The organism is Pseudomonas protegens (assembly GCF_013407925.2).
Classification (GTDB): Bacteria; Pseudomonadota; Gammaproteobacteria; order Pseudomonadales; family Pseudomonadaceae; genus Aquipseudomonas; species Aquipseudomonas fluorescens_AP.
The window spans coordinates 4,143,735-4,161,462 of record NZ_CP060201.1; the positions used below are offsets into that span (position 1 = coordinate 4,143,735).

Genomic DNA, 17,728 nt, shown 5'->3' on the forward strand with positions numbered 1-17,728 from the left:
GCTTAGTTGCTCTGGGCTTCCTTGTTGCCTATAGAGACACTTTGCAGCGCTTTTCGTGCCTGCTGTTTACGCAGTTGTTGCCAGTGGGCAATGACCCCCTTGGGGGCCCAGATCTGTGGTTCCGAGGCCTCGAAGCCATCTGCCTGTTCGCGTTCGGCGACGGTGGCCCTGGCTAGCTTGAAGGCGTGCTCCAGATCGTCCGTCTGGTTCAGTGCCTGGGCGAACAGGGCGTCGCCGAAATAGGTGAAGTCGGCTTCTTCCGAGCAGCCGAAGGAGACCCGGTCGGCTTGGGAGGCGGTCATGATCAGGGTCCGCTCATCCTTCAGGGCAGGGATGAAACCGCCGGAATAGCAGGACGAGATGACGATGATTTTGTCGCGATTTTTCAATGGGGCCAGGACGCTGGCCAGCTCATCGGCGGGCAGGTCGGCCAGTTCCAGGCGTGGTTGATCCAGCACCAGTTCGTGCTCGCTGGTGCCGTGGCTGGTGAGGTAGATGAACACCAGGTCGTCGGGGCTGCTGCGTTCGGCCAGGGTCTGGGCGGCGCGGCGCAGGTTTTCCCGGGTGGCCATCGGCCGGCTCGTCAGGTGGTCGCGGTGGTTCACCAGGCGGATCTGGCCATAGGCGCCGAAGCGACTGGCGAGCATGTTGCTGACGTAGTCGGCTTCGCGCAGGAACACGCTCTGCTTGCCGTCGCCGGCCAGGGTCAGGCTGTAGAGCTTGATGCCTGGGGTGGAGGCGGGCACCCCGTCCAGGGCTTCCTGCAGCAAGTGGCCCTGGACCAGCAGGGCGCTTTCCAGTGGGTCGGGCAAGAGCTTGCCGTCAGCGTCGCGAACTCGCAGGCCGTTGTTCCACACGCCGCTTTGCACGCTGCCATCGCGCAGTACCAGCACGCCACGGCCTTGATAGTTGTCGCTGTCGAAGCCGCCAATGTAGAAGCTGCCGTCACTGAGGTTGAGGCGTCCTTCGCCGCTGAAGCGCCAGTCGCTGAAGCCGCCGATGTAGTGGCTGCCGTCGGCACCGATCAACTCGCCCTTGCCGCCCAGGGCGCCTTCCTTGAATTGACCGATCCACACGTCGCCGTCGGAGTTTTCGTAACGACCCTTGCCATTGAGCTGGTTGTGTTTGAAGCCGCCGACGTAGATGTCGCCTTCGGCGCTGTTGAAGGTGCCGTTGCCTTCCAACTGGCCGTTGACGAAGTGGCCGGTGAACTGGTTGCCGTTGCCATCGCTGCGCTGGCCTTCGCCGTTGGGCTTGCCCTTGGCGAACTGTCCCTGATACTGGCTGCCGTCTTCCAGCTCCAGGCGGCCCAGGCCCGAGTACAGGTCGGCCTTGAACTCGCCGCGATAGGTCATGCCGTTTTCTTTGAGGGTGCCTTCGCCGTCCCGGCGGCCGAGCTTGAAGCCGCCGCTGTAACTGCTGTCCTTGGTGGTCAGGGTGCCTTGGCCATGGAACAGGCCCTGCTGGAACTGGCCGCGATAGACCTCGCCATTGCTGCCGTGCCATTCCCCCTGGCCGTGCCATTGGCCCTTCTCGAACTGGCCGGCGTACCAGCTGCCGTTGGGGTAGTCGATGCGCCCCTGTCCCTGGAGCAGGCCATTGACCAGGTCACCGCGATAGCGCCCGCCGTCGGGCAGTCGGGCATCGGGCGGCAACAGCGATTCGCCGTCTCCGCAAGCGCTGAGCAAAAGGGTCAAAACCAGGGGTACAAGTGGGCGCATAACGGGTTCCGGATAATTAGGGGACCGAGTATGCCGCAGCGGTGTGACTTATATATAGAGAGGTTGAGCGAAACAGCGTGAGCTGTTTCGCATCGGCAAGGTTTCAGACGAAACAGAGCGACAGGGGCTCGGCGATGTAGGCGGGTTTTTCCTCTCCGTCGATTTCCAGGGTGGCCGTGGCCTTGAGCAGCCATTGGCCGGGTTTCTTCTCGGTGACCTCGGTCAGTTCGACCTTGAGCCGTACCTTGGAGTCGACTTTCACCGGCTGGATGAAGCGCACGCTGTCCAGGCCATAGTTGACCACCATCTTCAGCCCTTCGGGCAGCACGAGGATGTCTTCCATCAGTTTGGGGATCAGCGACAGGGTCAGGAAACCGTGGGCGATGGTGGTGCCAAACGGGGTTTTTGCCGCCTTGACCGGATCGACGTGAATGAACTGGAAGTCGCCGGTGGCTTCGGCAAACAGGTTGATGCGCTCCTGGTCGATGGTGAACCACTGGGAGCGTCCGAGTTCCTTCCCGACATAATCTTTGAGCTCTGCAACAGGAACATAGGGCATTGAGACTCTCCTTGGATCAACGTTTTTTTAGTATTGGACGCAGTACTTTGCACTCCGAAACATCCACTTTAGATCATCATGGCGATCCTTCCCGGTAAACATCCATGCTTTTGGCGAATGCCGGTTCATAGCGCCTGCGTGCTTATAATGCGCGACGGGATCTGGCTGGAGAGGCGGTATGTTGTTACGCGGTTTGACATGGCTGGTGCTGTTCCAATTGCTCGGCACGGCGCTCAATCACCTGCTGTTGCCCGTGCTTCCCGGCCCCATCATCGGCTTGTTGCTGCTCCTGGTTTTCCTGGTGCTGCGCGGTGAAGTGGGGGAGCCGTTGAGCCTGGCGGCCGGCAGCCTGTTGCGTTACCTGCCGCTGCTGCTGGTGCCGCCTGCGGTAGGCGTGATGGTCTATGCCCGGGATATCGCCGCAGACTTCTGGGCCATCAGTGGCGCGCTGGTGTTGTCGCTGATCATTTCCATGGCCTTTGTCGGCGTGCTGATGCAGCGCCTGGTCAAGCGCCAGGCCCGTCGGGAGAACAGCCAATGACCCTCGATTGGCAAGGTGCCTGGGCGGCCGTGATTCATCATCCCCTGTTCGGCATCGGCATCACCCTGGGGGCCTATCAACTGGTGCTGGCGGCTTTCGAGAAGACTCGCTGGATGTTCCTGCAGCCGGTGCTGGTGTCCATGCTGCTGGTAATCGGTGTGTTGCTCGGCTGCGGCCTGAGCTACGCCGAGTACCGCAAGAGCACCGAGATCCTGAGCATTCTGCTGGGCCCGGCCACGGTGGCCCTGGCGGTGCCGCTGTATCTCAATCTGCGGCGCATTCGCCAATTGTTCTGGCCAATCTTCACTACGCTGGTGGTGGGTGGGGTGCTGGCCACCAGTCTGGGGGTGATCCTGGCAGGGTGGTTTGGCGCCGAGCACATGATCTTGATGACCATGGCGCCCAAGTCGGTGACTTCGCCCATCGCCATGCTGGTGGCCGAACAGATCGGCGGGGTGGCGGCATTGGCGGCGGTGTTTGTGCTGATCACCGGGGTGATCGGGGCGATCTTCGGCCCGGCCATTCTCGATCGCCTGGGGGTGCATGGTCCCGAGGCGCGGGGCATGGCGCTGGGCATGACCGCCCACGCCGTGGGCACTTCGGTGGCGTTGCAGGAAAGTGAGGAATGCGGCGCCTTTGCGGCGCTGGCGATGAGTCTGATGGGCGTGGCCACGGCGGTGCTGCTGCCGTTGGCGGTGTCTTTGCTGGTTTAAGGATGGGTGTATGAGCCTGGCGCTGTTTCCGCTGAATACCGTGTTGTTCCCCGACTGCATCCTCGATCTGCAGATTTTCGAGGCGCGCTACCTGGACATGATCGGCCGCTGCATGAAGCAGGGCTGCGGTTTCGGCGTGGTGTGCATCCTTGAGGGCGAGGAGGTCGGCCCAGCAGCGCCCGGCTATGCCCTGGTGGGCTGTGAGGCGCTGATCACCGATTTTCACCAGCAGGACAATGGATTGCTGGGCATCAGGGTCAAGGGCGGCCGGCGTTTTCGCGTGCTCAGCAGTGAGGTGCAGAGGGACCAATTGACCGTGGCCCAGGTCCAGTGGCTGCAAGAAGCCAGCGAGCAGCCGCTGCAAGACGAGGACGCCGACCTGATCGCCCTGCTCAAGGCCTTGGCCGAGCATCCGATGGTGGAGGCTCTGGACATGGGCAGCGAGGCCGAGGGGCAATTGTCCCTGGCCAATCAACTGGCCTACCTGCTGCCCTTCTCCGAGCAGGACAAGATCGACCTGCTGCAACTGGATGACCCGCGCCAGCGCCTGGATGCCATCCAGCAATTGCTGGACGAGCTGCAGGGCGAACTGTTCGCCTGAGCCGGCACCTGCACCGGCCGCTGCAGCTGGGGCCCGGATTCGTTAATAGGCGTAGCGCAACAGGGCATGGGGCAGGTGCCGGGTGGCCATGAAACCGCACATCAGCAGCATCACCGGGAGCACTATCCACCAGGCCCGGGCCGGCATCGGCTTGAGCGGAGCCTGCCATTGAATCAGGGTCAGGCTGGCGGCGCAGACGCAGGTCGCGAGCATCGCGCCGGCGAGGATGTCGCTGGGCCAGTGAGCCCCCAGGTACACCCGCGACACGGCAATCGAGGCCGCCGGCAGGCAACCCAGCAGTAGCCAGGTCAGGCGCATCCTGGGCGGCTGGCCGCGTCCGGCCAATACCGCCAGGGTCAGGAACAACGCAAAGGAACCCGAGGCGTGACCGCTGGGCATGCTGTAGCTGGTGAGCGGGTCGCTCAGGACTTCAGGCCGCAGGCGGGCGAAAAACCATTTGCTGCCGGTATTGGCCAGGGCGGTGCACATCAGGGTCGCCCCGGCGAATACCGCGTGGCGCCATTGCCGCAGGGCCAGAAGCAGCAGGGTCAGGACCGCGCTGGTGATGAACATGGCGCGAAACTCGCCGACCTGAGTGATCATCACCATGACCTTGTCCAGGGTCGGGTCCCGGTGTTCCTGTACCAGAGCGATCAACCCCTGGTCGAATGCCGTGAGATAGGGATAGCCGATGAACAGTCCAGCCAGGATCAGCAGGCTGGTGCCGGACATCAGCAGGGTCGCCCGGCGGTGGCGGCGCAGGCTGCTGGTGATGCTCAAACCGATCAACAGCGCCAGGCTGCCGGCGACGACACCGGCTTGTGGCCAGAAACCCTCGGGCAGCGGCAGGCGGATCGCCGCACCGGTGGCCCAGCCCGGCAGCAGGTAAGCCACCGACCAGCCCGCCGCAGCCAGCAGGCTGACGGCCATGAAACGCGGGAAGGGCATGTCGAACATGCCCGCTACCATGGGCAGCATGGGGCGCAGAGGGCCGATGAAACGCCCCACCAGCAGACTGGCGATGCCGTAGCGCTGGAAGTAGTTCTCGGCGCCGTTGATCCATTCCGGATGCTGGCGCAGGCCCGGCAGGCGGCGGATGCTCTGATGAAAGTGGCGCCCCAGCAGGTAGGACACCAGGTCCCCGAGCAGGCCGCCAAACAGACCCAGCAGCAGGGTTTCCCCCAGCGGCAGCGCGCCGTTGCCGGCCAGCACGGCAATCGCGAACAGCAGCACCGTGCCCGGGACGATCAGGCCGGCAATGGCCAGGCATTCCACGCAGGCCACGATAAACACGGCGGCGGCCAGCCATTGCGGGTGGGTGGTCAGCCAGGCAGTCACGCTGTCGAGCCATGGGCCCATAAATTCAACTCCATTGTGGTTGGCGGCGGGGCAGCGGATAGCGTTGCTTCAGCCGAGGATCAGGTAGTCGCGCCCTTCGACCTGGCCGCGTCGCAGCGGGTTCCGAGTGCAGTGGGGGGCGAAGGCGGCATCGACGAAACGGTACATCAGGTGTTCGTCACGGCCGTGGGGAATGCCCAGGCGCGTGGTCTGGATGATGCGTGGCACAGTGTTGCCGACGTCCTCGACGAACAGCGCTTCATGATCGAAACGTTTTGCATCCCAATTCGGGACTTTGAGGCCCATGGCCTTGCACAGCAGGGTCTGGCCGGCGCAGAGCTTTTGCGCTGGGCGCGGGTGACCGCTGGCGTCCGGGTTGTTCAGTTGCATCTGCGCCAGGCTGGCGGGACCGGAGAGCGGATCGAGCCAGGGGTAGCCGGACTTGATCAGCACCGCGTTGCCGGGACCCTGGGCGCTGAAGTTCAGCGAGTCGCCGCCGCGGGCGTAGTACATATAGATGTGGCCGCCATCCAGAAACAAAGCCTTACGTTTTTCTGTGTAGCCGAGGGAGGCGTGGCTGCCTTTTTCCTCGCAGTAATAGGCTTCGGTTTCAATAATGCGCGCGGATAACCAGAGTTCGCCGACCTTGTGGCGGATGACCTTGCCCAGTAGTTCACGGGCGAGCAATTGTGCGTCACGGTCGAAAAAGCCGTCAGGCAAGGCTTTGGGCGGCTGCGCGGAGGTTTGGATGGACATGGCGGCGAGGGTGATGGCGAAAAAAGTGACGCAATGGTAACAACTCCAGGCTTAATTCAGGCTGAAGCACGAGTATTTACACTCCATTTCGACCATCCGCCCGTGACCGCTGTCCGTGAACGGGCGCGACAGCTATAATCAGCCGCTTTCCTCTTTGCCAAGACCACACCAGACCATGACTGAGTCCGTTCTTGACTACATGACCCGTTTGGGTCGCGCTGCCCGCCAAGCTTCCCGGGTGATCGCCCGTGCCACCACCGCGCAGAAGAATCGTGCGCTGCTGGCGGCTGCCGATGCGTTGGACGCGGCGCGACCGGAGCTGACCGCAGCCAACGAGCAGGACCTGGCCAACGGCCGGGCCAATGGTCTGGAGCCGGCTCTGCTGGATCGTCTGGCGCTGACCCCCGTGCGTATCGACGAGATGATCGAAGGCCTGCGTCAGGTGGCCAAGCTGCCTGACCCCATCGGTGAAATCCGCGACATGCGCTACCTGCCTTCGGGCATCCAGGTGGGCAAGATGCGCGTGCCCCTGGGAGTGATCGGTATCATTTACGAGTCCCGTCCTAACGTGACCATCGATGCCGCCAGCCTGTGCCTGAAGTCCGGCAATGCCACTATCCTGCGTGGCGGTTCCGAGGCGATCCATTCCAACCGTGCCATCGCCACCTGCATTCAGCAGGGATTGGCGGCTGCCGATCTGCCGCCTCACGTGGTGCAAGTGGTGGAAACCACTGATCGCGCTGCGGTGGGCGCGCTGATCACCATGCCCGAGTTTGTCGACGTAATTGTGCCTCGTGGCGGCAAGAGCCTGATCGAGCGAGTCAGCCGTGACGCCAAGGTGCCGGTGATCAAGCACCTGGACGGCGTTTGCCACGTGTATATCGATGTGGCGGCGGACCTGGACAAGGCGATCCGCATTGCCGACAACGCCAAGACCCAGCGCTACGCCCCGTGCAACACCATGGAAACCCTGCTGGTTCATGCCGCCATTGCCGAGCGTGTATTGCCGCCGCTGGCCGCGATCTATCGCGACAAGGGCGTCGAACTGCGCGGCTGCGAGCAAACCCGCGCCATCCTCGGGGCTGATGTGCTGCAAGCCACCGAAGAAGACTGGCGCACCGAGTACACCGCGCCGATCCTTTCGATCCGCGTGCTGGACAACCTGGATCAGGCCATCGAGCACATCAACACCTATGGCTCGCACCATACCGACTCGATCGTCACCGAAAACTTCAGTGATGCCCGGCGCTTCCTCAACGAAGTGGACTCCAGTTCGGTCATGGTCAACGCCTCGACACGGTTTGCCGACGGCTTTGAATACGGCCTGGGCGCGGAGATCGGCATCTCCACCGACAAGCTGCACGCCCGCGGCCCGGTGGGCCTGGAAGGCCTGACCAGCGAGAAATACGTAGTCTTCGGCGACGGTCACGTGCGCACTTGATGGGCAAACGTATCGGTCTGCTGGGCGGCACCTTCGATCCCGTGCATATCGGCCACTTGCGTGGCGCGCTGGAGGTGGCCGAATCCCTGCAACTCGATGAGCTGCGCCTGACCCCCAGTGCCAGGCCGCCGCATCGGGATACACCGCAGGTGTCGGCGCTCGATCGTCTGGCGATGGTCGAATGTGCGGTGGCGGGCGTTTCCCCCCTGGTGGTGGACGACCGCGAGTTGAAGCGGGACAAACCGTCCTACACCATCGACACCCTGGAACAGATGCGGGCCGAGTTGGCCGCGGATGACCAGTTGTTTCTGTTACTGGGCTGGGACGCGTTTTGCGGCCTGCCCACCTGGCATCGTTGGGAAGAACTTCTCCAGCATTGCCACATCCTGGTGCTGCAACGCCCGGATGCCGACAGCGAGCCGCCGGATGCCTTGCGCAACCTGTTGGCGGCGCGCTCGGTGAGCGACCCACTGGCCCTGCAAGGGCCGGGGGGACACATTGCATTCGTCTGGCAGACGCCGCTTGCGGTGTCCGCCACCCAGATCCGTCAACTGCTGGCCAGCGGTAAGTCGGTACGTTTCCTGGTGCCTGACGCGGTCCTGGCCTATATCGATGCTCACGGACTTTACCGTGCGCCGAACTGAAGGAACGCTGCCGGCCTGTGCTGAGCGGCGCTCCAAACATACGAGCTGAACGAGTTTTATATGACTAACCAAGTAATGAAAGGCGAAGATCTGGTCAAGGTGGCTGTCGCCGCGCTGGAAGACGTCAAGGCCCAGGACGTCCTGGTGATCGATGTTCGCGACAAGCAGAGCATCACTGACTACATGATCATCGCCACCGGTACCTCCAACCGCCAGATCGGCGCGATGCTGGAAAAGGTCCGCGAAATGGTCAAGGCCCAGGGCGTGCGCCCGCTGGGTGAAGAAGGCAAGGGCGAAAGCGACTGGGTCCTGCTGGACCTGGACGACGTGATCGTGCACATGATGACCGCCTCGGCTCGTCAGTTCTACGACCTGGAGCGTCTGTGGCAGGGCGCCGAGCAGAGCCGCGCGGCCGATGGCAAGCACCACAGCCCGGAGCATGGCCACGAGCACTTCACCAAGCTCAACAAAGACCAGCAATAAGGGACGGTTGTGCGCCTGCGTCTGATCGCTGTCGGTTCACGCATGCCCAAGTGGGTGGAAGAGGGTTGGCACGAATATGCCAAGCGTCTGCCCTCCGAGCTGGCGTTGGAACTGGTGGAAATTCCGCTCAATACCCGCGGCAAGAACGCCGACGTGGCTCGCTTTATCCGTCAGGAAGGCGAGGCCATGCTGGCCAAGGTCGGGCATAACGAGCGCATCGTCACCCTTGAGGTGCATGGCAAGCCCTGGAGCACCGAGCAACTGGCGGTGGAACTGGATCGCTGGCGCCTCGATTCGCGCACCGTGAATTTCATGGTCGGTGGCCCGGAAGGGCTGGCGCCGGAAGTCTGTGCGCGGGCGGATCAGCGCTGGTCGCTGTCGCCGCTGACCCTGCCCCACCCGCTGGTGCGGATTCTCATCGGTGAACAGCTGTATCGCGCCTGGACCGTGCTGTCCGGGCACCCTTATCACAAGTAGCCCGCGCCCCTAATGTCCCAGCCGATCCGTATCAAGGACCACGAAAAAGACGCCCGTCTGGTGCGTGGCCGGGTCGTGTTCGGCGCCATTATGGTGATCTGCCTGATTGGCGTGCTGATTGCCCGGCTGTATTACCTGCAGGTGATCCAGTACGACTATCACTCCACGCTTTCGGAGAACAATCGGGTGCATGTGCAACCGATTCCCCCGACTCGCGGGCTGATTTTCGACCGTAACGGCGTGGTGGTGGCCGATAACCGGCCCAGCTTCAGCCTGAGCATGACCCGCGAGCGTTCCGGCAATTGGCAGCAGGTCCTCGACGTGATCGTCGAGGTCCTGGAGCTGACCCCGGAAGATCGCGTGCTGTTCGAAAAGCGCATGAAGCAGGGGCGGCGTCCCTTCGAACCGGTGCCGATCCTGTTCGAATTGACCGAAGAACAGATCGCCCGAATCGCGGTGAACCAGTTCCGCCTGCCCGGGGTGGAAGTGGTGGCCCAGTTGGTCCGCCATTACCCTCAAGGCGCGCACTTTGCGCATTCCGTGGGCTACATGGGGCGGATCAACGAGAAAGAACTGAAGTCCCTGGACCCGGTGAACTACAGCGGCACCCACCATATCGGCAAGACCGGCATCGAGCGTTTCTACGAGCCGGAACTGCACGGCCAGGTCGGCTACGAAGAGGTGGAAACCAACGCCCGTGGCCGGGTGCTGCGGGTGCTCAAGCGCACCGATCCGATTCCCGGCAAGGACATTGTCCTGAGCCTGGACATCAAGTTGCAGGAGGCGGCGGAACTGGCCCTGGGCGGGCGTCGTGGTGCGGTGGTAGCGCTGGATCCGAACACCGGTGAAGTGCTGGCAATGGTCAGCCAGCCGAGCTTCGATCCCAACCTGTTCGTCACCGGCATCAGCTTCAAGGCCTATGCCGAGTTGCGTGACTCGATCGACCGGCCACTGTTCAACCGGGTGCTGCGCGGCCTGTATCCACCGGGCTCGACCATCAAGCCGGCGGTAGCCATTGCCGGGCTGGATGCCGGGGTGGTGACGGCCTCGTCCCGCGTCTACGACCCGGGTTACTACCAGTTGCCCAACTACGATCACAAGTACCGTAACTGGAACCGCACCGGTGACGGTTATGTCGACCTGGATACCGCGATCATGCGGTCCAATGACACCTATTTCTACGACCTGGCCCACAAGCTGGGCATTGATCGGCTCTCGGCCTATCTGAGCAAGTTCGGGATCGGCCAGAAAGTCTCCCTGGACATGTTCGAGGAGTCCCCGGGGCTGATGCCGACCCGTGAGTGGAAGCGTGCCACCCGGCGCCAGGCCTGGTTCCCGGGGGAAACCCTGATTCTCGGGATCGGCCAGGGCTACATGCAGTCCACCCCGTTGCAACTGGCCCAGGCCACCGCGCTGGTTGCCAGCAAGGGCAAGTGGAACCGGCCGCACCTGGCCAAGAGCATCGAGGGCGAGAAACCGGTGGACCACAACCCGATGCCGGATATCGTCCTGCGCGACCCGTCGGATTGGCTGAAGGTCAATCACGGCATGCAGCAGGTGATGCACGGTGCCCGGGGCACCGCGCGCAAGGCGGCAATCGGATCGCCGTACCGGATTGCCGGCAAGAGTGGTACGGCCCAGGTGGTGGCCATCAAGCAGGGCGAGAAGTACGACCGCTCCAAGGTTCAGGAGCGGCACCGCGACCACGCCCTGTTTGTCGGTTTTGCCCCGGCGGAAAACCCGAAAATCGTGGTCTCGGTCATGGTCGAGAACGGTGAGTCGGGCTCCGGCGTCGCGGCCCCAGTGGTGCGCCAGGTGATGGATGCCTGGCTTCTCGGCCCGGATGGCCAGCTCAAGCCTGAGTTCGCCAGCCCTATCAGCGCGGAGGCTACGGCCCGTGAAGAGTAATTTTGACCGCATCCTCTCCAGCGAGGATGTGATGCGGCGTCGCGCGACGCTGTTGCAGCGCCTGCATATCGACGGCCCGTTGCTGGTGCTGCTGCTGACCCTGGCCGCCGGCAGCCTGTTCGTGCTGTATTCGGCCAGCGGCAAGAGCTGGGATCTTTTGGCCAAGCAGGCCACGTCCTTTGGTATCGGCCTGGTATCGATGATTGTCATCGCCCAGTTCGAGCCGCGGTTCATGGCGCGCTGGGTGCCCCTGGCTTATGTGTTCGGCGTGGTGTTGCTGGTGGTGGTGGACGTCATGGGCCACAACGCCATGGGTGCGACCCGCTGGATCAACATTCCCGGGGTGATCCGCTTCCAGCCGTCGGAGTTCATGAAGATCATCATGCCGGCGACCATCGCCTGGTACCTGTCCAAGCGCACGCTGCCGCCGCATCTCAAGCATGTGGGGATCAGCCTGATCCTGATCGGCATTCCGTTCATCCTGATCGTGCGCCAGCCGGACCTGGGGACGGCCTTGCTGATCCTGGCCGGCGGCACTTTCGTGCTGTTCATGGGCGGCCTGCGCTGGCGCTGGATCCTCAGCGTGCTGGCGGCCGCGGTGCCCGTGGCGATCGCCATGTGGTTCTTCATCATGCATGACTACCAGAAGCAGCGGATTCTCACCTTCCTCGATCCCGAGAGCGATCCTCTGGGCACCGGCTGGAACATCATCCAGTCCAAGGCGGCCATCGGTTCCGGTGGAGTTTTTGGCAAGGGCTGGCTGCTGGGCACCCAGTCGCACCTGGACTTTCTGCCAGAGAGCCACACCGACTTCATCATTGCGGTCATGGGCGAGGAGTTCGGCCTGGTGGGCATCTGTGCGCTGCTGCTGATCTACCTGCTGTTGATCGGGCGCGGGCTGGTGATCACCGCCCAGGCGCAGACGCTGTTCGGCAAGTTGCTCGCGGGCAGCCTGACCATGACGTTTTTTGTTTACGTTTTCGTCAACATCGGTATGGTCAGTGGCTTGTTGCCGGTGGTGGGAGTGCCGTTGCCGTTCATTAGCTACGGAGGAACTTCGCTGGTGACACTACTGTCAGCGTTTGGGGTTTTGATGTCGATCCATACCCATCGCAAGTGGATCGCGCAGGTTTGATTAAGGTGAAGAATTCAATGCAAGCAATGCGTGGCTGGGCCGCTCGGTATGCGCCGTGGGTCGGTCTGGTAAGCATCCTGGGTGCAGCGCAAACCGCGTTCGCCGGTGATTACGAAGGTTCGCCGCAAGTGGCCGAATTCGTTGGCGAAATGACCCGGGACTATGGCTTTGCCGGGGAACAGCTGATGGGCGTGTTCCGCGAGGCCGAGCGCAAGCAGTCGATTCTTGACGCCATTTCCCGGCCTGCCGAGCGGGTCAAGCAGTGGAAGGAATACCGGCCGATGTTCATCACCGATGCGCGCATTGCGCGCGGGGTGGATTTCTGGCGTCAGCATGAGGCGGTCCTGGCCCGAGCCGAGCAGGAATACGGCGTGCCGGCCCAGGTCATAGTGTCGATCATCGGCGTTGAAACCTTTTTCGGCCGCAATACCGGGAATTACCGTGTAATCGACGCATTATCGACCCTTGGGTTCGATTATCCGCCGCGGGCCGAGTTCTTCCGCAAGGAGCTGCGCGAGTTCCTGCTGCTGGCCCGCGAAGAGCAGCTTGATCCGCTGAGTCTCAAGGGGTCCTACGCCGGGGCCATGGGCCTGCCACAGTTCATGCCCAGCAGTTTCCGCGCCTATGCGGTGGATTTTGACGGTGATGGGCACATCAATATCTGGACCAACCCGGACGATGCCATTGGCAGCGTGGCCAGCTACTTCAAGCGCCATGGCTGGGTCGCCGGCGAACCGGTGGTCAGTCGCGCCGATGTGCGTGGCGATCGCGTGGACGAAGGCCTGACCACGGGCATCGAGCCGACCAAGACGGTGGGGGAGTTGCGAGCCCTAGGCTGGTCGAGTCATGATGCGCTGCGCGATGATATGCCGGTCACCGCTTTCCGCCTGGAAGGTGACAATGGCCCGGAATATTGGATGGGTCTGAAGAATTTTTACGCGATCACTCGCTATAACCGCAGCGTGATGTATGCCATGGCCGTACATCAGTTGTCTGAACAGCTGGTCCAAGCACGGGGCGTCAAGTAATGCTGGCAATGCCAATCCGCAAACCCCTGAAGCTGCTGGCTTTTGCCGCGTTGTCCTTGCTGGTGGTCAGTTGCTCGACGAGCCGCTCGCCGCAGCAGAAATCTTCGAATGCCGTGCGTTCCATGCCGGGGCTGGACGTCAACCGTGCCCACAAGGATGGCGCGCCCTGGTGGGATGTCGACGTTTCGCGGATCCCCGATGCGACTCCGACCCTGCATACCGGCCCGTACAAGGCCAATCCTTACACGGTACTGGGCAAGACCTACTTCCCGATCCAGGAGTCGAAGAACTACGTGGCTTCCGGCACGGCCTCCTGGTACGGCACCAAGTTCCATGGCCAGAACACTGCCAATGGCGAGGTCTATGACCTGTACGGCATGAGCGCCGCGCACAAGACCCTGCCATTGCCCAGTTACGTCAGGGTCACCAACCTGGACAACAACCGCAGCGTGATCCTGCGGGTCAACGACCGCGGTCCGTTCTATTCCGACCGGATCATCGACCTGTCCTACGCGGCGGCGAAGAAACTCGGTTATGCCGAAACCGGCACTGCCCGGGTCAAGGTCGAGGGCATCGATCCGCAGCAATGGTGGGCCCAGCGTGGCCGTCCGGCGCCGTTGATGCTCAACGAGCCGCAAGTGGCGCAAAATAGCGCGCCGGTGGTCACGGCCTCGACCGGCACTGTCGAACAATGGACGCCGCCGCCCCAGCAACACGCCGCTGCGGTGGTCCCGGTACAAGTGAAGAACACCGCTCCAGCGGGCTCCGGGCAGTATCTGCAGGTGGGCGCCTTCGCCAACCCGGACGCTGCCGAGCTGTTGCGGTCGAAATTGAGCAGCATGGTGAGCGCCCCGGTGTTCATCAGCTCGATCGTGCGCAACCAGCAGACGCTGCATCGGGTCCGCCTGGGGCCGTTCGGCACGCCGGGTGAGGCCCAGCAAGCGCAGAACAGCGTGCGCTTGGCTAACCTGGGGCAGCCCAGCGTGGTCACTGCCGAGTAAGAACATTGAAGATTGAAGGTCCGCTCGCGGTATTGGGGGGCGGACCCTGGTTGTTGGCTCGTCGAACAACAAAAGCCCGGCAAGGGTCAGTGAGTGAACAACTGAATACGCGACAGCCCTTTAGAAGGCTGTCTGAAATAGTTTTGCCCTCCCGGGCAAGTTTCCATTAGCAACTTCGAGAGACGGATGAACATCACCACCTTTGCCAAACGCCTGTGCCTGCTTGTCCCGCTGATCATCACGCCCGCCGCCTGGGCGGTCGAAGCGATGCCGTCGCCACCGCAACTGGCCGCCAAATCCTATGTGCTCATGGACGCCAGCAGCGGTAACGTGCTGGTGGAGAACAATGGTGACCAGCGCCTGCCTCCGGCCAGCCTGACCAAGCTGATGACCGCCTACATCGCGACCCTGGAGATCCGTCGCGGTCAGATCGGCGAGAACGATCCGGTGACCGTCAGCGAGAACGCCTGGCGCACCGGCGGTTCGCGGATGTTCATCAAGGTGGGATCGCAGGTGACCGTCAGCGATCTGCTGCACGGGATCATCATCCAGTCGGGTAACGACGCCAGCGTCGCGGTTTCCGAGCACATCGCCGGCAGCGAAGACGCCTTCGCCGACATGATGAACAAGACCGCGGCCGACCTGGGCATGAGCAACAGCCACTTCATGAACCCTACCGGTCTGCCGAATCCCGAGCACTATTCGTCGGCTCACGACATGGCGGTGCTGGCGCGGGCGATCATCCACGAAGACCCGGCTCACTACGCCATCTATTCGCAGAAAGAGTTCTTCTGGAACGGTATCAAGCAACCCAACCGTAACCTCTTGCTGTGGCGCGACAAGACCGTCGACGGTCTGAAAACCGGCCACACTGACGAGGCCGGCTATTGCATGGTGTCCTCGGCCGTGCGTGATGGCATGCGTCTGATCGCCGTGGTGTTCGGCACCAACAGCGAACAGGCTCGCGCCGCCGAAACCCAGAAGCTGCTGACCTATGGCTTCCGCTTCTTCGAAACCCAGACCTTCTACCAGAAGGGCACCGAACTGGCCCAGGCCCAGGTCTGGAAGGGCACCACTCATCAGGTCAAGGCCGGTCTGGCCGAAGATCTGACCATGACCATGCCTAAAGGCCAGCTGAAGAAACTCGCTGCCAGCATGACCATGAACCCGCAACTGGTTGCGCCGATCGCCAAGGGCGACGTGATTGGTAAAGTCGAAGTGAAGCTGGACGATAAGGTGGTGCACAGCGCCGACCTGATCGCTCTGGAAGCGGTCGACGAAGGTGGTATCTTCCGCCGCATGTGGGATAGCATCCGCCTATTCTTCTACGGTTTGTTCAACTGATATTGTCGACCTGCGTGGCCCTCGCTCCGAAGTGGAGTGGGGGTCATGTCCGTCGCCACGGCTTACGAGGCCGTTACTGCCATGACAGACACTGACGTTAAGTCGCACAAGATTGAATTTCCCGTCGATGACTATCCGATCAAGGTGATCGGTGACACGGTTGTCGGCTTCAAGGACACCGTGATCGAGATCCTTGCCAAGTACGCCACCCTGGACATCAAGTCCCTGGCCGAGCGTCAGAGCAGCAACGGCAAGTACACCACGGTACAACTGCACATCACCGCCACCGGCGAAGACCAACTGCGTGATATCAATAGTGCCCTGCGTGCTACCGGTGTCGTCCACATGGTGCTGTGATGCCGCAAACGCTGGGCTTTCGTGAGCTTGGCCTGATGGCCTACGAGCCGGTCTGGCAGGCCATGCAGCGCTTTACCAACGAACGCGGCACCAGCGCACCGGACGAAGTCTGGCTGGTGCAGCATCCCCCGGTCTTCACCCAGGGCCAGGCGGGCAAGGCCGAGCATCTGTTGCTGCCGGGAGATATTCCGGTGGTGCAGGCCGATCGCGGCGGACAGGTGACTTATCACGGTCCGGGCCAGTTGGTGGCCTACTTGCTGCTGGATGTACGCAGGCTGGGTTTCGGTGTGCGTGATCTGGTCAGCCGCATGGAGCAATGCCTGGTGGAGTTGTTGGCCAGCTATGGCGTGCCGGCGGCGGCCAAGCCCGATGCACCGGGGGTCTACGTCGACGGGGCGAAAATTGCCTCGTTGGGCCTGCGCATCCGCCACGGATGCTCCTTTCACGGCCTGGCCTTGAACGTAGACATGGATTTGCAGCCGTTTCGACGGATTAACCCCTGTGGTTATGCCGGGTTGGCGATGACCCAACTGAGCGACCATGCAGGGCCGATTGAATTTGCCGAGGTAAGTGCCCGGCTGCGCGCGCAGCTCGTCAAACACCTCGACTATGCTGAGCAGACGACCCTAACGGGCGGAATCGACTGATATGACTACTGCGCAAGACGCTGTTGAAACCCTGATCCCGACGCTGGATGTTTCCGAGCGGGCGGCCCGTCCGAAAGTTGAAACCGGCGTCAAATTGCGCGGTGCGGAGAAGGTCGCGCGCATTCCGGTGAAGATCATTCCGACCACCGAGTTGCCGAAGAAGCCGGACTGGATCCGTGTGCGCATCCCGGTCTCCCCGGAGGTTGACCGGATCAAGCAACTGCTGCGCAAGCACAAGTTGCACAGCGTCTGCGAAGAAGCATCCTGCCCGAACCTGGGCGAATGTTTCTCCGGCGGTACTGCGACCTTCATGATTATGGGCGACATCTGCACCCGTCGCTGCCCGTTCTGTGACGTTGGCCACGGCCGTCCAAAGCCGTTGGATGTCGATGAGCCGATGAACCTGGCGGTGGCCATCGCCGATCTGCGCCTGAAGTACGTGGTGATCACCTCGGTGGACCGCGATGACCTGCGTGACGGCGGTGCCCAGCACTTTGCCGACTGCATTCGCGAGATTCGCAAGCTGTCGCCGAACGTGCAGCTGGAAACCCTGGTTCCCGACTATCGCGGTCGCATGGACGTCGCCCTGGAAATCACCGCCGCCACGCCGCCGGATGTGTTCAACCACAACCTGGAAACCGTGCCACGCCTGTACAAGGCGGCGCGTCCAGGCTCGGACTACCAGTGGTCGCTGACCCTGCTGCAGAAGTTCAAGCAACTGGTGCCCCATGTACCGACCAAGTCCGGCCTGATGCTGGGTCTGGGCGAAACCGACGACGAAGTCATCGAAGTCATGAAGCGCATGCGTGAGCACGACATCGACATGCTGACCCTCGGCCAGTACCTGCAGCCGTCGCGCAACCACCTGCCGGTTCAACGCTTCGTGCACCCGGACACCTTCGCCTGGTTTGCCGAGGAAGGTTACAAGATGGGTTTCAAGAACGTCGCTTCCGGTCCGCTGGTACGTTCCTCGTATCACGCCGATGAACAAGCGAAGCTGGCCAAGGAAGGCCTGGTTTCCTGATCACCCCGCC

The 17,728-nt window shown here is 62.4% G+C and carries 19 protein-coding genes; 15 read left to right on the forward strand and 4 right to left on the reverse strand.

What is annotated here, in order from left to right:
- Window positions 1-2 precede the first annotated feature (2 nt).
- Complete coding sequence (locus GGI48_RS19215) at window positions 3-1,721, reverse strand: C13 family peptidase (RefSeq protein ID WP_179599588.1); 1,719 nt, start codon at window positions 1,719-1,721, stop codon at window positions 3-5.
- A 103-nt stretch (window positions 1,722-1,824) separates the two neighbouring features.
- Complete coding sequence (locus GGI48_RS19220; protein ID WP_016966098.1) at window positions 1,825-2,280, reverse strand: MaoC family dehydratase; 456 nt, start codon at window positions 2,278-2,280, stop codon at window positions 1,825-1,827.
- 178 nt (window positions 2,281-2,458) lie between these two features.
- On the opposite strand from GGI48_RS19220, the gene GGI48_RS19225 reads away from it, so the two are divergent.
- The 3 genes from GGI48_RS19225 to GGI48_RS19235 are packed head-to-tail and all read left to right on the forward strand — an operon-like array spanning window position 2,459 to window position 4,135.
- Entirely contained in the window at window positions 2,459-2,821 is a 363-nt protein-coding gene (locus tag GGI48_RS19225; protein WP_179599590.1) for a CidA/LrgA family protein, read from the forward strand.
- Entirely contained in the window at window positions 2,818-3,534 is a 717-nt protein-coding gene (locus tag GGI48_RS19230) for an LrgB family protein (RefSeq protein WP_016966100.1), read from the forward strand. The genes GGI48_RS19225 and GGI48_RS19230 overlap by 4 nt, the downstream gene beginning before the upstream one ends.
- Before the next feature lie 10 nt (window positions 3,535-3,544).
- Entirely contained in the window at window positions 3,545-4,135 is a 591-nt protein-coding gene (locus GGI48_RS19235; RefSeq protein WP_179599592.1) for an LON peptidase substrate-binding domain-containing protein, read from the forward strand.
- A gap of 42 nt (window positions 4,136-4,177) precedes the next feature.
- On the opposite strand, the gene GGI48_RS19240 is transcribed toward GGI48_RS19235, so the two are convergent.
- Window positions 4,178-5,494, reverse strand: a complete 1,317-nt coding sequence (locus GGI48_RS19240) for a bifunctional DedA family/phosphatase PAP2 family protein (protein WP_179599594.1) — start codon at window positions 5,492-5,494, stop codon at window positions 4,178-4,180.
- Between the two features lie 48 nt (window positions 5,495-5,542).
- Window positions 5,543-6,229 carry a DNA-3-methyladenine glycosylase gene (locus GGI48_RS19245; protein WP_179599596.1) on the reverse strand — a complete coding sequence of 229 codons (687 nt, stop codon included), beginning with the start codon at window positions 6,227-6,229 and terminating at the stop codon, window positions 5,543-5,545.
- A 175-nt stretch (window positions 6,230-6,404) separates the two neighbouring features.
- On the opposite strand from GGI48_RS19245, the gene GGI48_RS19250 reads away from it, so the two are divergent.
- The 12 genes from GGI48_RS19250 (at window position 6,405) to lipA (ending at window position 17,718) form a co-directional block, all read left to right on the forward strand.
- The gene (locus GGI48_RS19250) at window positions 6,405-7,670 is read left to right on the forward strand and encodes a glutamate-5-semialdehyde dehydrogenase (protein WP_016964520.1); all 1,266 of its coding nucleotides are present in this window, start codon (window positions 6,405-6,407) and stop codon (window positions 7,668-7,670) included.
- Window positions 7,670-8,314 carry a nicotinate-nucleotide adenylyltransferase gene (nadD, locus tag GGI48_RS19255; protein WP_016964519.1) on the forward strand — a complete coding sequence of 215 codons (645 nt, stop codon included), beginning with the start codon at window positions 7,670-7,672 and terminating at the stop codon, window positions 8,312-8,314. The genes GGI48_RS19250 and nadD overlap by 1 nt, the downstream gene beginning before the upstream one ends.
- Window positions 8,315-8,374: 60 nt before the next feature.
- On the forward strand, window positions 8,375-8,797 hold the full coding sequence (gene rsfS, locus GGI48_RS19260) for a ribosome silencing factor (RefSeq protein ID WP_179599598.1): 423 nt from the start codon (window positions 8,375-8,377) through the stop codon (window positions 8,795-8,797).
- Window positions 8,798-8,806: 9 nt separating this feature from the next.
- Entirely contained in the window at window positions 8,807-9,274 is a 468-nt protein-coding gene (gene rlmH, locus GGI48_RS19265; RefSeq protein ID WP_011063671.1) for a 23S rRNA (pseudouridine(1915)-N(3))-methyltransferase RlmH, read from the forward strand.
- A 12-nt stretch (window positions 9,275-9,286) separates the two neighbouring features.
- Window positions 9,287-11,182, forward strand: a complete 1,896-nt coding sequence (gene mrdA, locus GGI48_RS19270; protein WP_016964518.1) for a penicillin-binding protein 2 — start codon at window positions 9,287-9,289, stop codon at window positions 11,180-11,182.
- A 31-nt stretch (window positions 11,183-11,213) separates the two neighbouring features.
- The gene (gene rodA, locus GGI48_RS19275) at window positions 11,214-12,317 is read left to right on the forward strand and encodes a rod shape-determining protein RodA (RefSeq protein WP_047306242.1); all 1,104 of its coding nucleotides are present in this window, start codon (window positions 11,214-11,216) and stop codon (window positions 12,315-12,317) included.
- A gap of 5 nt (window positions 12,318-12,322) precedes the next feature.
- Window positions 12,323-13,345: a lytic murein transglycosylase B gene (gene mltB, locus GGI48_RS19280; protein ID WP_409283465.1), complete on the forward strand. Its 1,023-nt coding sequence runs from the start codon at window positions 12,323-12,325 to the stop codon at window positions 13,343-13,345.
- Window positions 13,345-14,346, forward strand: coding sequence for a septal ring lytic transglycosylase RlpA family protein (locus GGI48_RS19285; protein ID WP_016964515.1), 1,002 nt, complete (start codon window positions 13,345-13,347; stop codon window positions 14,344-14,346). The genes mltB and GGI48_RS19285 overlap by 1 nt, the downstream gene beginning before the upstream one ends.
- A 186-nt stretch (window positions 14,347-14,532) precedes the next feature.
- Window positions 14,533-15,690, forward strand: a complete 1,158-nt coding sequence (locus tag GGI48_RS19290) for a D-alanyl-D-alanine carboxypeptidase family protein (RefSeq protein WP_047289459.1) — start codon at window positions 14,533-14,535, stop codon at window positions 15,688-15,690.
- Between the two features lie 81 nt (window positions 15,691-15,771).
- Entirely contained in the window at window positions 15,772-16,047 is a 276-nt protein-coding gene (locus GGI48_RS19295; protein WP_025129297.1) for a DUF493 domain-containing protein, read from the forward strand.
- The gene (lipB, locus tag GGI48_RS19300) at window positions 16,047-16,694 is read left to right on the forward strand and encodes a lipoyl(octanoyl) transferase LipB (RefSeq protein WP_047306229.1); all 648 of its coding nucleotides are present in this window, start codon (window positions 16,047-16,049) and stop codon (window positions 16,692-16,694) included. Before GGI48_RS19295 ends, lipB begins: the two co-directional genes overlap by 1 nt.
- A 1-nt stretch (window position 16,695) precedes the next feature.
- The gene (lipA, locus tag GGI48_RS19305) at window positions 16,696-17,718 is read left to right on the forward strand and encodes a lipoyl synthase (protein WP_016964512.1); all 1,023 of its coding nucleotides are present in this window, start codon (window positions 16,696-16,698) and stop codon (window positions 17,716-17,718) included.
- Window positions 17,719-17,728 lie beyond the last annotated feature (10 nt).